The 17,553-nt window shown below is 47.5% G+C and carries 22 protein-coding genes and 3 tRNA genes; 22 read left to right on the top strand and 3 right to left on the bottom strand.

What is annotated here, in order from left to right; all coding sequences use genetic code 11:
- Positions 1-19: 19 nt before the first annotated feature.
- The 19 genes from H8698_RS04440 (at position 20) to H8698_RS04350 (ending at position 13,645) form a co-directional block, all read left to right on the top strand.
- Positions 20-1,042, top strand: coding sequence for a YkvI family membrane protein (locus H8698_RS04440; protein WP_249311326.1), 1,023 nt, complete (start codon positions 20-22; stop codon positions 1,040-1,042).
- Positions 1,043-1,172: 130 nt separating this feature from the next.
- Positions 1,173-1,249, top strand: a tRNA-Pro gene (locus H8698_RS04435).
- A 6-nt stretch (positions 1,250-1,255) separates the two neighbouring features.
- A tRNA-Thr gene (locus H8698_RS04430) sits at positions 1,256-1,331 on the top strand.
- 32 nt (positions 1,332-1,363) lie between these two features.
- A tRNA-Tyr gene (locus H8698_RS04425) sits at positions 1,364-1,448 on the top strand.
- A gap of 414 nt (positions 1,449-1,862) precedes the next feature.
- Entirely contained in the window at positions 1,863-2,048 is a 186-nt protein-coding gene (locus H8698_RS04420; protein ID WP_249311325.1) for a DUF3990 domain-containing protein, read from the top strand.
- 223 nt (positions 2,049-2,271) lie between these two features.
- Positions 2,272-3,231 (top strand): phosphate/phosphite/phosphonate ABC transporter substrate-binding protein, encoded by a 960-nt coding sequence (locus H8698_RS04415; RefSeq protein WP_430393559.1) that lies wholly within the window; start codon positions 2,272-2,274, stop codon positions 3,229-3,231.
- 26 nt (positions 3,232-3,257) lie between these two features.
- Positions 3,258-4,052 (top strand): phosphonate ABC transporter ATP-binding protein, encoded by a 795-nt coding sequence (gene phnC, locus H8698_RS04410; protein WP_249311323.1) that lies wholly within the window; start codon positions 3,258-3,260, stop codon positions 4,050-4,052.
- Positions 4,045-4,845, top strand: a complete 801-nt coding sequence (phnE, locus tag H8698_RS04405) for a phosphonate ABC transporter, permease protein PhnE (RefSeq protein ID WP_249311322.1) — start codon at positions 4,045-4,047, stop codon at positions 4,843-4,845. The genes phnC and phnE overlap by 8 nt, the downstream gene beginning before the upstream one ends.
- Entirely contained in the window at positions 4,842-5,726 is an 885-nt protein-coding gene (locus H8698_RS04400; RefSeq protein ID WP_177462355.1) for a PhnE/PtxC family ABC transporter permease, read from the top strand. The genes phnE and H8698_RS04400 overlap by 4 nt, the downstream gene beginning before the upstream one ends.
- A gap of 16 nt (positions 5,727-5,742) precedes the next feature.
- Entirely contained in the window at positions 5,743-6,171 is a 429-nt protein-coding gene (gene phnG / locus H8698_RS04395; RefSeq protein WP_177462354.1) for a phosphonate C-P lyase system protein PhnG, read from the top strand.
- 26 nt (positions 6,172-6,197) lie between these two features.
- Positions 6,198-6,803: a phosphonate C-P lyase system protein PhnH gene (phnH, locus tag H8698_RS04390; RefSeq protein WP_177462353.1), complete on the top strand. Its 606-nt coding sequence runs from the start codon at positions 6,198-6,200 to the stop codon at positions 6,801-6,803.
- Positions 6,791-7,876 (top strand): carbon-phosphorus lyase complex subunit PhnI, encoded by a 1,086-nt coding sequence (locus tag H8698_RS04385; protein WP_177462352.1) that lies wholly within the window; start codon positions 6,791-6,793, stop codon positions 7,874-7,876. The genes phnH and H8698_RS04385 overlap by 13 nt, the downstream gene beginning before the upstream one ends.
- Positions 7,860-8,738: an alpha-D-ribose 1-methylphosphonate 5-phosphate C-P-lyase PhnJ gene (locus tag H8698_RS04380; protein ID WP_283245366.1), complete on the top strand. Its 879-nt coding sequence runs from the start codon at positions 7,860-7,862 to the stop codon at positions 8,736-8,738. Before H8698_RS04385 ends, H8698_RS04380 begins: the two co-directional genes overlap by 17 nt.
- A complete protein-coding gene (locus tag H8698_RS04375; protein ID WP_177462351.1) occupies positions 8,735-9,571 on the top strand; it encodes an ATP-binding cassette domain-containing protein in 837 nt (278 codons plus the stop codon). The genes H8698_RS04380 and H8698_RS04375 overlap by 4 nt, the downstream gene beginning before the upstream one ends.
- A 15-nt stretch (positions 9,572-9,586) precedes the next feature.
- The gene (locus H8698_RS04370) at positions 9,587-10,822 is read left to right on the top strand and encodes an alpha-D-ribose 1-methylphosphonate 5-triphosphate diphosphatase (protein ID WP_177462350.1); all 1,236 of its coding nucleotides are present in this window, start codon (positions 9,587-9,589) and stop codon (positions 10,820-10,822) included.
- Positions 10,815-11,618, top strand: coding sequence for an inositol monophosphatase family protein (locus H8698_RS04365; protein ID WP_249311321.1), 804 nt, complete (start codon positions 10,815-10,817; stop codon positions 11,616-11,618). The genes H8698_RS04370 and H8698_RS04365 overlap by 8 nt, the downstream gene beginning before the upstream one ends.
- Complete coding sequence (locus H8698_RS04360; RefSeq protein WP_177462348.1) at positions 11,602-12,342, top strand: phosphonate C-P lyase system protein PhnL; 741 nt, start codon at positions 11,602-11,604, stop codon at positions 12,340-12,342. The genes H8698_RS04365 and H8698_RS04360 overlap by 17 nt, the downstream gene beginning before the upstream one ends.
- Before the next feature lie 18 nt (positions 12,343-12,360).
- The gene (locus H8698_RS04355; RefSeq protein WP_177462347.1) at positions 12,361-13,203 is read left to right on the top strand and encodes a PHP domain-containing protein; all 843 of its coding nucleotides are present in this window, start codon (positions 12,361-12,363) and stop codon (positions 13,201-13,203) included.
- Between the two features lies 1 nt (position 13,204).
- Positions 13,205-13,645, top strand: coding sequence for a GNAT family N-acetyltransferase (locus H8698_RS04350; RefSeq protein ID WP_249311320.1), 441 nt, complete (start codon positions 13,205-13,207; stop codon positions 13,643-13,645).
- A 155-nt stretch (positions 13,646-13,800) separates the two neighbouring features.
- Here H8698_RS04350 and H8698_RS04345 read toward each other — a convergent pair whose 3' ends face one another.
- From H8698_RS04345 to H8698_RS04335, 3 genes are all read right to left on the bottom strand, one after another.
- Entirely contained in the window at positions 13,801-14,472 is a 672-nt protein-coding gene (locus H8698_RS04345) for a stalk domain-containing protein (RefSeq protein ID WP_249311319.1), read from the bottom strand.
- 307 nt (positions 14,473-14,779) lie between these two features.
- Positions 14,780-15,154 carry a PH domain-containing protein gene (locus tag H8698_RS04340; RefSeq protein ID WP_249311318.1) on the bottom strand — a complete coding sequence of 125 codons (375 nt, stop codon included), beginning with the start codon at positions 15,152-15,154 and terminating at the stop codon, positions 14,780-14,782.
- A gap of 111 nt (positions 15,155-15,265) precedes the next feature.
- Positions 15,266-15,928 (bottom strand): XRE family transcriptional regulator, encoded by a 663-nt coding sequence (locus tag H8698_RS04335; protein ID WP_249311317.1) that lies wholly within the window; start codon positions 15,926-15,928, stop codon positions 15,266-15,268.
- Between the two features lie 409 nt (positions 15,929-16,337).
- Between H8698_RS04335 and H8698_RS04330 the strand changes: the two genes are divergently transcribed.
- From H8698_RS04330 to H8698_RS04320, 3 genes are read left to right on the top strand one after another with little or no spacing between them, the layout of a single operon-like run.
- Positions 16,338-16,916, top strand: coding sequence for a replication protein (locus H8698_RS04330; protein ID WP_249311316.1), 579 nt, complete (start codon positions 16,338-16,340; stop codon positions 16,914-16,916).
- Complete coding sequence (locus H8698_RS04325) at positions 16,900-17,127, top strand: hypothetical protein (protein WP_249311315.1); 228 nt, start codon at positions 16,900-16,902, stop codon at positions 17,125-17,127. Before H8698_RS04330 ends, H8698_RS04325 begins: the two co-directional genes overlap by 17 nt.
- Positions 17,128-17,145: 18 nt before the next feature.
- Positions 17,146-17,553 (top strand): DUF1492 domain-containing protein, encoded by a 408-nt coding sequence (locus H8698_RS04320; RefSeq protein WP_177677655.1) that lies wholly within the window; start codon positions 17,146-17,148, stop codon positions 17,551-17,553.

Genomic DNA, 17,553 nt, shown 5'->3' with positions numbered 1-17,553 from the left:
CAGGGGAGTTGATGATAACTTGATAAAAAGTATGATACATATTTTATCCATTGCACTAATTTATTGCGGCACGGTTTTCGGCGCGGGTTTTGCCTCCGGACAGGAGATTGTAAGCTTCTTTTCGTCCCATTTTTTGTGGGGCGTGGTTCTGTCGGTTTTTGTCGGTTTTCTGTTTTCTTTTTTCGGATATGCGGTTTGTTCCAAAGCCAAAGAATTTGGGTTAAACAGCGCAAAAGAATATTTCGGTTTTCTGTTTCCAAAAGCGGTGTCCGGCCTTTTGCATTTCATTTGCATGGCGTTTTTGGTAGTATCTTTCTGCATAATGATTGCCGGCTGCGGAACACTATTTAAAGAACAGTTCTCGCTTCGGCCCATGATTGGCTCTTTGTTTTCTCTGGTAATTTGCTATAAAATTATTAAAAACAGAGTGGGCGGCCTGGCGCGGTTTAACGCGGTGATTACGCCGTTTATGTTTTTGGGCGTGGTGGCGCTGTGCTGTGTGGTGCTGACCCGCACAGACGTGGATTTTTCCCTTTTGGAGCAGGGAAGGCCGCATAAGGCCGCTTTTTCCGGCGCGCTTTATTTAAGCTATAACTTGGTGTCTGCCGCGGCGGTTTTGGCGCCCAGCGCGGCCATTGCAAAGTCGAAGCGCCAGGCGGGGCTGGGCGGCGCTTTGGGCGGCATTTTGGTGGCTGTGCCCCTTGTGCTGCTGTCTTTGGTTTTAACACTGTTTCCTGCGTTTCACACCGAACAGCTCCCCTTTTTTGCGCTGATTTGCGCTATGCATCCAAAACTGAAGCTGGCCTGCGCCGGCTTGCTTTACTGTGCCATGCTCACCACCGCCGCTTCTTCCGGTGTTTCGGTGCTGGCGCGGGTGAAACCGAAATTCACCGGAAAATATGCAGCTGTTCTCTGTGCCGCAGCTTTTGCCGCCTCGTTTGTGCCCTTTGACGTTTTGGTGAAGACCATGTATTCCGCTTTTGGGGTTTGCGGTTTGGTTTTAATTTTGGGAATTGTAAAATCAATTTTGAGAAAACAATAGATTTTAGCATTTACAGCGAGAAATTTAAAGAAAACAAAATTTAATTTGACAAAATAGTGAAAAATACCCTGTTTTTCGGTTTGCACTGGATTTAAAAAAGTGTTATACTGAACAAGTGCCGTCAATAGGACGGGGTTTAGCGCAGTTTGGTAGCGCACATGGTTTGGGACCATGGGGCCGGGGGTTCAAATCCCTCAACCCCGACCATTATGCGCTGGCGTAGCTCAGTTGGTAGAGCAGCTGATTTGTAATCAGCAGGTCGCGGGTTCGAGTCCCATCGCCAGCTCCACGATTTCACTGCTTTTTATGACAATTCTATATGGAAGAGTTCCCGAGTGGCCAAAGGGGGCAGACTGTAAATCTGTTGCTTTCAGCTTCGATGGTTCGAATCCATCCTCTTCCACCACGTCGCCGCAAGTGTCATATCGCTTGCGGCGACTTTTTTACAAAAGTCACCGTGCGCTCATTCTGCTGCGTCTCCTCTTTCGCAAAAAGGCACGCTCGGCTCGCCTGCTCGGTTGTAAACGCCCTCGCGACGGCTCGCGGTCGCTGCCACCTTTTTGCGAGTGCGTCTGCGGCGCAAAATATATCTAAATTGTTCACTCTTCCCATAATATTGACAAACCGCTTTATGAAGCGGTTTGTTTTTATTTATACACGTTTTTTACATGATTTTGTTTAAAACAGCAGCCGCTCGTGCTTCTTCGCGGGGATACAGATGGGAATATGTGTTCCATATGATTTCAATGTTTGAATGTCCCAGACGGCGGGCAGTTTCCGGAATGTTAATTCCCTCGTTTGCCAATAACGAAGCGTGAGAGTGACAGAAAAGGAGTACGACATAATTTACGGCCTGGTTGCAAATGATGATGTATATACGATTTTTACGCTTTATCAGGCGGGTGTACTTACGAAAGAGCAGACCCTTAATTGCTTTGTGGAGACAATCGGGCTTGCAAAGCAGCAGAAAGAAAAGCGTAGCATGAAGAATAGCAAAATAGAATGAAAAGCACGTCTGAGGTTTTATTGCCATAGACGTGTTTTTTTTTATTGCGGTAATACGGCTTTTTCTCCGTAATTGTTTGAGGCTTTGTTTGAATAAATTTTACAAAAGTGGCCGCTTTGTAACATAAGTTTTACGAAGGTTTTACCCGGCCATGGTTTCGAATAAATTGCAGGTGCTATATAATGAAAAAGCAGAATCTTATAAAAAGTAAAATTGGAACATTATGAGAAAGCGAGGAAAATTAAGTATGAGAGCAAGAAAAATGATGGCGGCAGGACTGGTGTTTATACTGGCCGTGATGATGACGGCGGGCTGCACTTCTCAAAAGACGGCTAACGTGAATCCTTCCGGCGAGAATAACTATGGCCTGGACAAGTTTGTAATGGTAATGATACCGGGTGAAGATTCAGAAAAGAGCGTTAAACTTGAAGACAATTTGGCAGCAGATATGACTGCGGCGCTTGGGATTCCCTGCACGGTCTACCGTGCGACAGATTACAGCGCAGCGGTAGAAGCGATGCGCACAGGAAATGCGCAGATGGCAGAATACGGTCCGTTTTCCTATGTAACAGCAAGGGAAAGAGCCGGTGCGGAAGCAATAGCAGTACGCGGTACGAAAGATGGGGTAAGCGGGTACACTTCTCAAATTGTGGTAAGGGCAGACAGCGATATTGAAACGCTGAAGGATTTACAGGGAAAGACCTTTGCGTTTGTAGATCCGGAATCCACCTCGGGCAATATCATTCCAACGGATGAGATATTAACTGCTATGCCGGAACTTAACCTGACGTTTGATGACCTGCACACAGATGGAAAATTCTTTAAGTCTGCGATGTATGCAGGCACCCATCCCGGCGCGATGCAGGCGGTTGCCCAAGGAAATGTAGACGCTGCGGCCGTTGCTTCCACTACCCTGGAAAATCAGATTGCGGCTGGAAACATCAAAGCTGAAGATTTGAAAATTATTTATGAATCCCCTGTGATTCCCAGTGATCCGATTGCGATTAAAAAGGATTTACCACAGGAATTTAAGGATAAGGTAAAAGCATTTTTGTTCAGTTATGATGACGCAGAGTTTTTCAATGACGAAGCAGGGAAAGAGCCGGAACGCTTCATCGAAATAAAAGACAGTGATTACGATTACCTGCAAAGCCTGAAAGAGAAATACAAACTCAACGATTAAGCACCAAAAGGAAAGGATTGCAAAGAATGGAACATATACTGGAACTTGTGCATTTAAAAAAATATTATGGGCAGACAAAAGCGGTTGAAGATGTGAGCTTTCATGTAGATGCCGGTGAGGTAGTTGCAATTATCGGACCGTCAGGCGCGGGAAAATCCACGGTTTTGCGTTGTATCAACCGCATGATTGAACCGACCGGCGGCAGCATTCTTTTTGACGGACAGGATATGGCCAAGCTCCAAAAGGAAAAGGAGCTAAAGACGGCACGGCGGAAAATTGGAATGATTTTTCAATCATTTAATTTGGTATACCGTTTATCTGTATTTCAAAATGTTCTGCACGGCCGCCTGGGATATATGTCTGCGCCGAATGCGGTGATGGGACGTTATTCGGAGGAAGACAAGCACAAAGCCGTACAGCTTTTAAATATGATTGGTTTAAAAGATATGATTTATAAAAAAGCCGGGGAGCTTTCCGGCGGACAGAAGCAAAGAGTGGGCATTGCACGCGCCCTGATGCAGGACCCGACGCTTCTTCTCTGCGATGAACCAATTGCGTCGTTAGACCCCAGTTCTTCCCGCGTCATTATGAACCAAATTCAAGAAATGGCGAAAACAAGAAACATTGCATGCATTGTCAATCTGCATCAAGTGGATGTTGCAATGGCATATGCCGACCGAATTATAGGGATTCATCAGGGACGCATTGTATTCGATGATGTCCCCGATAAATTGACAGCCTCCATGATTGAAACCATTTATGATGCGCCAATTGATAAGCTTACCATTGGACTGGAGGAAGGGGTGGCCTTGCATGCATAAGAAGCAGGAAAAGATTGCCCTCGTTCCTAAAAAAGAGAAGCGGGCAACGCTGGCTGCCTTTTTGGCGGTTACAATTCTGTTTTTGGCCGCCACAATACAGACACAGTATCAGCCTTTTGAATTTTTAATCAAAATGGAAAATTTTTGGCTGTTTATTTTTAAAGATTTGCTTCCGCCGAAAATCAGCGATTTCAGCACAATCGCACAGGGGCTGCTGCAAACCATTTGTATGGCAATCGCAGCAAGCTTATTTTCGGCAATTATATCTTTGATACTTGCTTTTTTAGGTTCCAATACGACCGCGCCATGGAAAGGCATGAAAAAAATAATCCGTTTTTTGGCATCCATACAGCGGAATATCCCCAGCATGATCTGGACCTTTATTTTGATCATGGCATTTGGAATCGGAAATGTAGTCGGTGTGCTTGCGCTTTTTATTACAACCTGCGGTTTTCTGATTCGGTCTTTTATCGAAACGATTGACGAAGTTGGGAACGAGAGCCTGGAGGCGTTGCAGTCTGTGGGGGCATGCCGGCTTTCTGTTATCACACAGGTGATTATTCCAGGTTCTTTGCCGGGATTTATATCGTGGCTGCTCTATTCCCTTGAAGTAAATATCCGTTCTTCCACGCTGGTCGGCGCGGTTGGCGGCGGCGGAATTGGACTGATTATGATGGGGTATATCAAACAGTTTCGATATCACTCTGCAATGGGCGTAATCTTGCTGATTGCAGCAGTTGTTATTTTAGTTGATATGCTGACGAACTATTTGAGAAAGAAGGTACTTGCATGACGGAGATGACTGGAGTTCTAAAACAACGAGGGGTGGCACCGCCATCTTCGGCGGCCTGCCGCGAGGAAGACGGGCTGCTTCGGGATAAAAAAGGCCATATTCGCACCAAAGACCCAATGCGCGACAGGACTTTAAAATATTTTTTAATTATTTTCGCAATATTGGGTGTTGCATCGCTGTTTATTATGAATCTTGACTGGGCACAGTTGTGGGACGGCGTAATGCACATTCCGGAAGCGGTAGGCAAACTTGCAAAAATTGATTTTAGCGCGCTGCAAATCACGCTGACATCTTTACTGGAATCGATTGGCGTTACGATTTTAGCTACGGTGTATAGCATGGTTGGCGGGATGTTTCTGGCTGTATTTTTGGCAAAAAATCTTGCTCCATTTCGGTGGCTGTCTGTAATTCTTTCTGCTGTTTTAACTTTTCTAAGAGCCATTCCTTCTATTATCTGGGTTTTGCTGGTGCTGATCTGCGTGGGATTTGGTCCTTCGGCCGGTATTATCGGCATCTGCATTTTCAGCACATCATTTTTTGCGCGTTCGTTTGCGCAATGTTTTGAGGAAGTACCGGAAGAAACCTTGGAGGCATTGCACGCAATGGGTGCAGGACGAATTAAGGTTTTCTTCAGCGCGGTGCTTCCGTCGGCATTTACCAGCATACTGGCATGGACGTCAATCAGCTTTGAAAATAACTTTGGCGCTTCTGCCGTGCTGGGTACGGTAGGCGCAGGCGGAATTGGTTATGTTATTTCCAACTGCATGACGCGATATGCGTATGGACAGGCGGTTGTTGCAATTGTCATAGTGCTGGCATTTACGTACATCATGGAGTTGGCCTTTACTGCTGTAAAGGAGAGAAATGGAAAAATTAAATAGGAGGATCAAATTTTTCATGGAAACGATAAGACTGTCAAAAATTTTAGGAAAATGTTCCAAGGAAACCATTGCGTCTTTGGCGGAGCCGATTATGCAGCGGTATCCTGTTACCGTAATCCGGAAGCCTTCCAAGACTTTGGTAATGGTTCGTATGCAGGAAACCGTGGCAAAAGCGGAATTTTATCTGGGTGAGATGCTGGCCTGTGAAGCATTGGTTGAGCTGGAAGGGAAAAAAGGATTTGCGCTTATGGCGGGTGATGATACGCAAAAAGTCCTTTGCGCTGCCGTATTGGATGCAGTATGTAAAACGGACCTGCCTGAGAGAGCAAAAGTACTGGAAGCACTCAAGGCCGAGGAACAGGTGATTGCTGAAAAGCAGGTACGGGAGATTCAAAAACATGCCGCTTCCAAGGTTCAATTTAACACGCTTGACGTGGATTATTAACTGAAAAACATGGGAGGAAACCTAATATGATAACAGAAAACCAATTTGACATGGTGTTTGACTGCCAGCAGGTTTTTAAAGCGTTAATGAATGCGCTGGCCCGGCCAGGAAAAATTTTTTCTATTTCAGAAAATGCAGAAAAGATAGGAGAAAAAAATGCTCCTTTAATAGCGGCTGGTCTTACCCTGTTGGATAACTGGAAGAAATTCTTTGTGTGTGATGCGCCGCAGCTGCAGGAGAAACTGCATGAAATGAGCTATGGGCAACCTGGGACAGTGGCAGAAGCGGACTATATCTTTATGCCGAAAGAAAGTACAAGCCTGTCTGTTTGCCGTCAGATCTTGTCTCAGGCCAAGATTGGAACGCTGGCAGAACCCCATAAAAGCGCGGCCGTTTTTGTTATGACAGATAGTTTGGAAGGCGGAGAAGAGAGGGAACTGAGCGGCCCAGGCATAGATGGAACGATTCGAATTACCCTGCCGGATGAAGGACGGATGTGGATTGAGGAACGTCAGAAAATGGAGTTTGAGTTTCCGTGCGGCTTAGAACTTTATTTTGTCACCCCACAGGGAGATTTGATGGGTGTGCCCAGAAAAACAAGAATAGGAGGGGTTAGCAAATGGGATATGTAGCGGTTACCGGCGGTCAGGAGGCAATTGACGCTTCTATTGAGCTGCTGAAAGAATATCGTTCTGTTGGAGATATGCCGGTCGAAATCGGTGTAATACGGGACCGCATGGGGCTTTTAATTGACCGAATTATGTCGGAAGCAGGTTTTTATGCACCGGATTACGCTGCGCTGGCGCTCAAGCAGTGTGAGGGCAGTCCGGAGGAAGCCGTATTTTTATTGCGTGCATACCGAAGCACACTTTCGAGAAACTATACGTCCCGGACGGTGCGCGGCGAAGAGATGCATATACGCCGTCGCATCAGTTCTGCTTTTAAAGATATTCCCGGCGGACAAATACTCGGTCCTACCTACGATTATGTACATAGGCTTTTGAATTTCAATTTGGCGGATGAAGCGGAAGCGGAGCTAAAAGCATGGTGTAAAGAATTTGAAGAAAAAACACAAAAGGCTGAACCGGCTGAGCTTTCAGACCAAGCGCCGCGCGTACTGGATCTTTTGCGTGAGGAGGGCCTGCTGGAAGAAGTTGAGGAGGACCACACAGAACCCTGCGACGTTACAATGGAAAACCTTCCTCTGCCTGCGCCGCGCAGCGCGATTTTGCAAACGCTGACGCGCGCAGATACGGGCTTTGTTTCAGGATTGGCATATAGCGATATCCGTGGATTTGGAATGTCGCATCCAACGATTGGCGAACTGCGCTACGGCAGTCTGGAGATTATCGTTGATTATCCTCTGGAGGAAGGCGAAGGGTGGTATGTCGGAGACATTTTTATCACTGAGGTAGAGGGCCTGATGGGTACCCGCCCGGGAAAAGAGGGCATTGGTGTGGGATATGGCTGCGTTATTGGCCGCAATGATACCAAGGCGATTGCAATGTCTGTATTGGACCGTGCGCTGACATTAGATCTGGACAGCCCGACGAGCGATATGGAATTTGTGCTGCTGCATGGAGATTGCCTCGAAATGAACGGTTTTATCTCTCATTTGAAATTACCGCATTATGTTACGTTCCAGTCCAAACTGGATGGGTTAAGAAATCGGAAAAGGAGCCTTGAAGATGGAAAAAATGACTGATAAAAACGATTACAATTTTGCCTTTTTGGATGAAGGCTCAAAAAGAGAGATTAGACGTTCCATTTTGCATGCGATTGCAATTCCCGGCTATCAGGTGCCCTTTGGTTCGCGTGAGCTTCCCATTGGGAGGGGCTGGGGAACTGGCGGAATTCAGCTTACGATGTCTTTGATTGGCCCCAATGATACGCTGAAGGTGATTGACCAGGGCAATGATGACAGTGTCAATGCGGTCAGCATCAAACGGCTGATTGGCGCCACCACCGGCGTGAAAACCACTACGGACTCGGCAGAGGCAAATATTATTCAGTCGCGCCACCGTATTCCGGAGGAACCGCTTCGGGAGGATCAGGTGTTGGTGCTGCAGGTTCCCACACCGGAACCGCTGCGAAGCGTAGACGCACACGAAGCGGTGACAAGGCAGCTTCATGCAGATGCGGAATATACGGGTATCTGGGTCAATTTATTTGAACAGCTTCTCATGCGCGGTTCCGCTTTTCGCGGGGCGGATCATCCGGTTATGGCAGACAGCCGCTATGTGATGAATCCAAGCCCGATTCCCCGTTACGATAACCCAAAGCTGAATCAGGCGGAGTGCCTATATCTGTTTGGCGCCGGGCGGGAAAAGAAAATTTATGCTGTACCGCCGCATACCAAGGTAGAATCCCTTGCATTTGAGGATCATCCTTTCCGGCAGGAGGATATGTCCGGGCGAAAGTGCCGGCTGTGCGGCGCAGAAAACGTATATTTTGATGAAATATTCGATGCGAAAACCGGGGAACGCTTTTATCAGTGTTCGGATACCGGATATTGCTTAAAACGGCGCAACGCACAGGAGCAAATGGAGAGGGAGGACCGTATATGAATAAAAAAACACCTGTCATGGAAGGAAAACATATCACTGTCCGTTTCGGAGAGGGATGTGAATATTGCAGAGAACATATAGAGCTGGAAAAGGGAAGATGTCCGGTTTGCCATACCATATGGGCAGTCCGCGATGTGAACTTTCAACTTTATCCGGGAGAGATTTTAGGAATTGTAGGAGAGTCCGGCTCCGGGAAAAGTACGCTGCTGAAAACCCTTTATTTCGACCAGCCTGCAACCTCCGGCGAAGCGCTTCTTTCCCTGTATCAGGACGGCAAAACCAACTTTTTAGAGGTTAGCAGCCAGCAAAAGCGCTATCTGCGCAATCATCTGATGGGTATGGTATATCAGAATCCTATGTTGGGGCTGCGTATGAAGCTTTCTTCCGGCGCAAACGTAGCGGAAAAACTGATTGCAGCCGGAAATCGAAAGGCAGACAGCATGATTGCACGGAGCGAGGAGCTTTTGCAGCACGTTGAGATACCGACAGAGCGGCTGAGAGACCAGCCGCTGGTATTTTCGGGCGGAATGCAGCAGCGCGTTCAGATTTCCAAAGCAATCGCCAATAATCCGCCCATTTTGCTGCTGGATGAGGTGACGACCGGACTTGACCTGAGCGTACAGGCCAAGGTGCTTGATTTAATCCGTTCTATTCAAAAGGAACTTGGAATTGCCATGATGGTAGTCAGCCATGATTTGGCGGTGATACGCATGATGTCCGACCGGACAATGGTAATGCTGGGCGGACGGGTAGTAGAAGAAGGGCTGACGGATCAGATTTTGGAGGATCCCCTTCACGAATATACCCAGACACTTGTGAGCTCGCTGCTTTAACAGGAGGAATTTTATATGCAGGATATAATGATTCGAAACGCAACTGTGGTTTTAAAAGACCGCGTGCTGAACTCCGGTTCCGTTTGGATACACGGAAACCGGATTCAGGAAATTTCTGAAAAACCGGATTTTGCACAGCAAGCGCCGCTGGCAAAACAAATAGACGCGGAAGGCGCCTATCTGATGCCCGGCTTTATTGATATACATTCTGACAACATTGAGACGGTGATACAGCCCAGGCCGCAAAGTATGATTGATTTTGAGCTCGCTATGCGCGAGCAGGAAAAACAGCTTGTCAATCAGGGAATTACAACGATGTATCATTCCCTGACAATCATGGATGTGGAGGCTTTGGATGAGCAAAAAACGGCGAAAAAGGCACAAATGCGTTCTCCGGAAAATTTGAAACGGCTGGTTGGGCTGATTCGCACGTTTCATGAGGGAGACCATCTCATTCGGCACCGGTTTCACTGCCGATATGAAATTACCAATACAGTTGGCTATGCAATGCTGCTTGACTTTATCCGAAACAGGGATATGCAGCTGCTGTCCTTTATGGACCATACGCCCGGACAGGGACAGTACCGTGATTTAGAGTTTTTCAAAAATCAGGTTATGAGCCCGGAACACAGCGATCAGGAAAAAGCACGGCTGATTCAAGAGAGAATGAACCAGACCAAACTAACGGCAGAGCAGCTTGCACAGGCGGCTGATATGGCAGAAGAGGCCGGCATTCCCATTGCTTCCCATGATGATGACAGCTCGGAAAAACTGGACTATGTCACCAATAGCCTGCATGCGCAAATATGTGAATTTCCGGTTGAGCTTGCAGTTGCAAAGGATGCACATAGCAGAGGTATGCAGGTGGTGGTAGGGGCTACCAATATTTTGATGGGCCGCTCACATTCCAATAACTTATCTGCGCTGGAAGCGATCAAAAATGGCTGCGCCAATATTTTGGTATCCGATTATTTTCCGGCAGCGATTTTACATGCTGTATTTCAATTGTATGAACAGGGAATATGCAGCCTTCCCGAAGCAGTAAACATGGCGACCTATAATCCGGCCAAAGCGGTTAAAATGGACGACCGTTTCGGCTCTATAGAACCGGGCAACTATGCAGATTTGCTTTTGGTCAGCAAGAAAGGAGCCGTTCCGGTTATATTGTCAGTCTTTATCAACGGCGAGGAGGTAACCAAAATCCATTACCGCAACAATTTTGTCGGAGAAGATGGTGTTCACGATGACTGATTTGTATAGCTTTGCAAAGAAATTGGTTCTTTGCTGCGGTGAACAATTGAGGGAGAAACGGCGTCAGCATAATTTCTCGATACAGGAAAAGACAGGGCACAGCGATATTGTGACCGACCATGACATCTGGGCGCAGCGTTATCTGTGCGAGCAGATTTCGAAACAGTATCCCGAACACAGCATTGTTGGAGAAGAAAATATGTGCAGGGAAGGGACATCTTGCTGGAAATGGGTGATTGATCCCATTGACGGAACCACGAATTATTGTCAATTTGGCAGAGATTATGCCATATCGGTTGCACTTTTACACAACGGGAATCCAATGTATGGCTATATTTTAGATGTAGAAAACGGGCGGCTTTACGAAAGCGGCGATTCGCCGCAGAACCATGCGCCGGATGATGAGGAAACAGCGAAGGAAGGGATTTTACATATTGGATTTAAAACCATGCGGGATTTTGCCCGTCAGGGTTCTGACCCTTTTGCGCTGGCGGAACAGTTTCGCGGCGTGCGTTATTTGGGCTGCGCTTCGCTGGAGCTGTGCGGCATTGCGGAGGAACAATCCGGCTTGTATGTTAATTCCCATTTGAAATTGTGGGACTTCGCAGCGGCGCAGGCAATACTTCTTGGCAGAGGGTGCCGCATTGCGGCCGCCGCACTTCCGGACAAGAGCTATTTTGTCTGTGCGTATCGTACAGAAGCCCTTTATAACCAGTGTCTTCCTTTTTTTCCGGAGGAGATACGCAGAAAACTCAATGAGAACGGAGGAAATGTATTTCATGTTACAAATATGTGAGTTATCTAAAAATTTTATCATGCATATCCGCTCGGAAGCGGAAATCTATGGATTTGATGCGGTGGATTTTTCTGCTAAACCGGGAGAACTGGTGGCAATTACCGGGCCGAGCGGCTGCGGAAAATCTTCCTTGCTCAAATGTATTTACCGAACCTATATGCCCACTGGCGGTCATGTTCATTATACGTGTAAGGACGGCAGCGTGATAGATTTGGCAACGGCCGAACCGTGGGAAATGATTCACCTGCGGGAAACAGAACTGGGCTATGTATCGCAGTTTTTCAGTGTGATTCCTCGGGTTTCAGCACTGGATATTTTAACAAATACGCAAACCGGGCGCGGAGTGGATGTGAAAACTGCACGGGAACGGGCTGCCGAGTATTTAGAAAAAGTGGGCATATCGCCTAAGCTCTGGGATATGTATCCCGCTACTTTCAGCGGCGGAGAAAAGCAGCGGCTTAATATTGCAAATGCTTTGATTACAAAACCACGTCTGCTTCTGCTGGATGAGCCGACTGCATCATTGGATGCCCATAGCAAAGAATGGGTTATGAACATGATTCTCGATTTGAAAGCGGAAGGAACGGCCATGGTGGGTGTTTTCCACGACGAAATTGCAATACAGACGCTGGCTGACTGGCGGTATGAGATGCGGGAGAGAAAAATGGTGCCAAAAGATTATAAAATGGAGTATGCTTCAGAAGCGTTAGCAGAACTCCTGTGAAAAGAGGAGGTGCGGAATATGTGGGATTTGCATACGCATTCTCATTGGTCAGACGGTGAACTTTCTCCATTTGAATTGGTACAGAGCGCTATACAAAAGGGATTATCAGGAATTGCACTGACGGATCATGATACGTTATCCGGAATAGAGGAACTGGAGCGCGCCGGGAAAAAACTTGATTTTCCCGTTTATAGCGGAATTGAGATTAGCTGTATTCAGCAGGATGGCCGTCCGCTGCATTTGCTTGGCTATGAAATACCGGCAGATGGACGGCAAAAAGTGGAACTGTTTTGCCGTCCAATTCGTTTGGCGCGAAACCAGGCGGTTCTGGAAAGCACCAGAGCCTTGCAGCGCGCCGGATATCCGGTATCTGAAGAACGCGTTCAGACAATGGCGGGCCCAAATGGGGATTTATGCAAGCAATATATTATGCAGGTTTTGATTGATGCGGAGCTGTGCACGGAGCTCTACGGCACGCTGTACAAAACCCTCTTTAAAAAACAGGCGGATGGCACGCCGGGCATTGCGGCGCTTTCTTTTTTAGCGGCAAGCCCTGAAGATGCGGTGGAATGTATTGTTTCAGCCGGCGGGAAAGCAGTTTTGGCACATCCGGGGCAGTATGATAATTTCAGCGCCTTGCCGCGGCTTGTGGATGCGGGCCTCGGTGGTATTGAAGCGTTTCACCCCAAAAATGATGTACAAGACACCGAGAAGTGCTTGGAATTGGCAAAAAAATATGGACTCTTTCTTACGGGAGGTTCAGATTTTCATGGCAAATATGGGGAAGGGGAACAACTTGGTGAATGCGGCGCAGCGTATGTTCCTTTTTCAAAAGATGTAAAAAAGGCTGGTGAGGTATGAAGTGAACATTAGAACAATGTTGGAAGAAGATTATGCTTGTTTATATGCGCTTTGGACGTCCTGCACGGGTATGGGGCTGAATGATATAGATGATTCAAAGGAGGGGATTGGCCGTTTTCTGGCGCGCAATCCCCATACGTGTTTTATTGCAGAAAAAGATGGGCGCCTCGTTGGTGCAATCATGGCTGGAAACGATGGAAGAAGAGGGTATATCTATCATACTGCTGTTTTGCCGGATTTTCAAAAACAGGGAATCGGTACAGCACTGGTTCATGCGGTTATAGAGGAATTCAAACAGATTGGTATTACAAAGGTTGCTTTGGTCGTTTTTGAACGAAATGCACCAGGAAACTTATTTTGGGAAAAACAAGGCTTTTCGAAAAGAACGGATATCGTTTACCGCAATAAAACGCTGACAGAGATGAAGCGTTTTGATACTTAGCCTATCAATGAATTTTGTATCAGAGAAAACGATGATAAGTGCTTTGAACTGAAAGCGGCCATTGGCTGCGCTTTTTGCGGCTTATGCCCTTGTAAATGCCTATGAAATTGTAAAACGATAAAAAAACCGCCGCTTTTCGCGGCGGTTTCGTTTTTTTACTGTACTTCCAAAGAGAAGGCGGCAGACTGTTTGGTGCCGGTTCCGTCGTATTTAGAAACCATTAACATAAAGTTTCCGGCGTTGTCTACGCCGATGCAGGTTTCCGCCTTGCAGGTTGCGCCTACGGGTGTTTCCTTAGGCTGATTGGTAACCAACGCAGGATAGGAATATCCCATGACGCCTGCGCTGTCCACAACGGTGTCGTCTATGGTCAGAAACAATCCGTCTAAAATGCCAAATTGGTCTTCATAGCCTAAATTTTTGTAGGTGTAGCTGATGAAATATACGGCTGCCGGGTTTTTGTCGGAAAACTGGTTTCGGTATTCCGTGGCGGTGACGGAATCAATGGTGAGAGACCACTGGCCGTCTACCGTCCAGGTTTCGCCAACTGAAAAGGTTGTTTTTTCCTGGGGCAGGGAAGATGTGCCTACTTCTGCCCGGTTTAGCTCTGCGTTCCACGTCACCGGCACGCCCAATGCGTCACCCATGGCGCGGAGGGGGAGATAGGTGCGGTCGTTAATGACCATGGCCGGAGGGTCGGAGGTAAATTCTGATCCGTTCACCAGCACAGGAAAACCTGCGGGGGTTGCCACATAGGTTGCCGCCAATGCCCCGGCCGTGCCGAACAGAATGGCGCCTGCCAAAAATCCACCGATAAATTTTTTCATATGAATCCCTCTTTCTTTATTTTTAGGGCGATGCCCTTTTATTGCTTACAGACCTTAAGCTTACGGCAACCGGCTGCGATGGATAGCTCGAGCTGCATCGTAACGGCTGTTTAGGTTTGTGATAACAATTGGGGTCGGAGTGTACTACACCGACTGTTTCGGCTTTACAAACGATTTGCTCTCATCCTGTTACTGTGACGTTAGTTTCTGTTGTTTCCGCGGCGGGCCGATAATAGGCTTTGGCTGCTCTGACTTTTTGCAATAAAAAATCCTCCTGCACCGTAAAGCGTGCAGGAGAATTTCTTTTTTAAAGGACAAATGAGCCGATTGTCTGGCAGATGGCCGACACATTGGCGTTGCTGACAAATTCAAACTTTACGCTGCCCAGCCCGCTGAACCACAGCTCGAGCTCGCTGTCTAAATCGAAAACACCGGCTGTTTCAACAGAAAAGGCCTGAATTTTACTGTACGGAAGCGATGTAAAATCCTTTTTCTTTCCGGTAACGCCCTGAACGTTCACCGATATAATGCGTTTGTTGGTAAAAATAACTCCGTCTCGAATGCCCTGAAACGCCTCAATAATCTGTTCGCCGTTCACAAACATTGGTGAAACTGCCGGTTCCCAGTTTCCTGCCGGAACAGGCTTCAGTTTTGCATAGCTTGCGTTTTTGAAATCAATCATTTTAAAATCCCCCTAATATTTTTTTGTTATTTTTATATACTGTATCACAAATTTTTATAAAAATCAAGTAGAACATTGTCATATTTTGTATATTTTTTTGTGAAACTGCGCCTAAAATTCCCGGATTAACAGTTTTGGAATGCCGATGACAGCGCAGTGGGCCAGGTCTTCTCCCTCAATTTGCTGGGGTTTGTATTCCGGATTAATCGGAATCAGCCGCATCCAGTTCTCGCCGGGGGCATATTCCACCTTTTTTATGGTGACAAGCTCGTCGTTATACACAATGGCGCCGATGTCGCCGGAGTGGTTTAGGGTGCTTTGTTTTAAAATGAGCACCTTGTCGCCCTCGTGGTAGAGGGGATACATGCTGTCGCCTTTTACCCGGAGAACAATGAAGTCCTCCTTTTTCCGGCCGCAGAGGTAGGTGTTGGGAATTTCCACGGTTTCGCCGGTCCAGTCCTCCATGGCAAGCCGGTCGTAACCGGCGCCGATGTCGCCGAGAACGGGGAACTGGGTTACCTCCGGTGTGATGCTTGGGCTGGCAAACGTCTCCTTTTTCGGCCGGGGGTTTGGCAGCAGCCCCAAAAGGCAGCCCGCCGCCAGGTTCAGGGCCTTTTCGATTAGGTAGATTGCGTCTAGGGGTATTTTTTTTGTGGCGCCTGTTTCATACCGCTGCAGCGTGGATTTTGCAATGCCCGTCATGTTGGAAAGCTTGGACAGGCTCACGTCTTTTTCAGTTCTGACCTCATATAATTTTTTGCTGATGTCTGACATGGTTTCACCGCCTTTTATGTTCAGTATAACTTATTCATCCCAAAAATGCAACAACTTTTTTCGTTTTGGAGGAAAAAGTTTCAAAAATGGGTTGACAATGTAATATTATTGTGCTATGATTGACTTGTCCCAAAAATGAAACGGGGTTATTTTTTTAGAGATGTAGTCCCAAAAATGAAACAAACGGCAGTTTGAAGCGGCGTTTGCCGCAAATGGCGCCGGAAAGAAAGGGTGTGAGGGGGTTTTGAGACCAATTTTTTGTGACAAGTGCAAACGGAGGATTGTAAGGTTGGAAACCTATGTTTGTGTGGGGTGCATTGCCTTGTGCGACGAGTGTTACATGAACATGGGAACCAGGGAGTTTTTAGAACGGATTGGCGGGAGCCTGAAGGTGAAGGAGTGAGTTTTTATGGCCAGTCCTCAGAAAGAAAACGGGTTTACACCCATTTCAAACGAGATTTTAGAGGCTGTGGCGGGAGCTTCTTTAAACGGCACCCAGCTTCGGATTTTGCTTCTTTTGTGGCGGAACAGTTATGGATATCACAGCAAAGAGTGTGCGCTGCCGCTTTCCTATCTTGCAAAAATGCTTCGGGGGAATAAGTCTACCATTTCCCGCCAGATGCGAAGGCTGGAGGAGCTGGGGCTTGTTTCGGCGGTTTTGCCCGGGCCGGACGGCGGCGGGCGGGCTCCGAAACGCTACCGCTTTAACAAAAACTATGACAGTTGGAAAAGCGGCGCGGGGCCTGTTCATTGGAATACCCAGGGTGAGCCTCTTGGCCCACAGGGTGTTGGCCCGCGGGCAAACGGCGGGTGCGCCTGGGGGCGTACCTATAAAGATAGAAAGATAACAAAATATAATGAAGGCACAAAAGGAAACAAAGCTGTTTTTCGCAGCCGGTATGACTATGACGACATTGAACGGAAGACGTTTTTAAGTGTGACAAAACGGCTTCGGGAAGGAGAAATGGAACTTGAAACGGATGAATAGGGATTGTTATTGGTGCGCGCCTTTTGGAACGGAATGTAAGGCGCTGGTGGAGCCGGTTTGCAAAAACGGCCCGTGCAGCTTTTATGAAACGGCAGCAGAATATGCAAAGCGGACGGCCAGGTTTCGCAGGCAGACGGAACAGCAAAACGGCGGCCGCTCCCGGGGGGATTCGGGGGAGATTGGCAAGGGCAGCGGAAGACAGGCAAATTGACAGAGGGGGACGGGGAATATGACAGCAAAGGAGTGGCTTGGCCGCGCCTGGGAGATTGACAAAGAAATTCGTGCATTAAAACGAGAAGCGCTGGCGGCAAAGGATTTGGCGCTGAGCATTACGGCGCGGCTCGACGGGGAAAAGGTGCAGACGTCGAAAGAAAATTATGCGGAAAATGCTATGGTGCGCTATTTGGATTATTCAGACCGGATTGCACGGCGGACAGAGGAGCTGTTTGCAGTGAAAATTGAAGCATATGAGATGATTTTGCAGGTGGACAGCCGGGAGCTGCGGACGCTTTTGTCTTTGCGGTATTTAAGCTATCTTACGTGGGAGCAGATTGCCGAAGAGATGGAGGTGGACGTGCGGCATGTTTATCGGCTGCATAAGGCCGCGCTGCTGGAGGCGGAGCTGCTGATTTTTTAA

This window comes from Congzhengia minquanensis, assembly GCF_014384785.1.
Taxonomy (GTDB): Bacteria; Bacillota; Clostridia; order UBA1381; family UBA9506; genus Congzhengia; species Congzhengia minquanensis.
The sequence above is the reverse complement of the archived record's forward strand: the minus strand, read 5'-3'. Positions and strand labels throughout refer to the sequence as shown.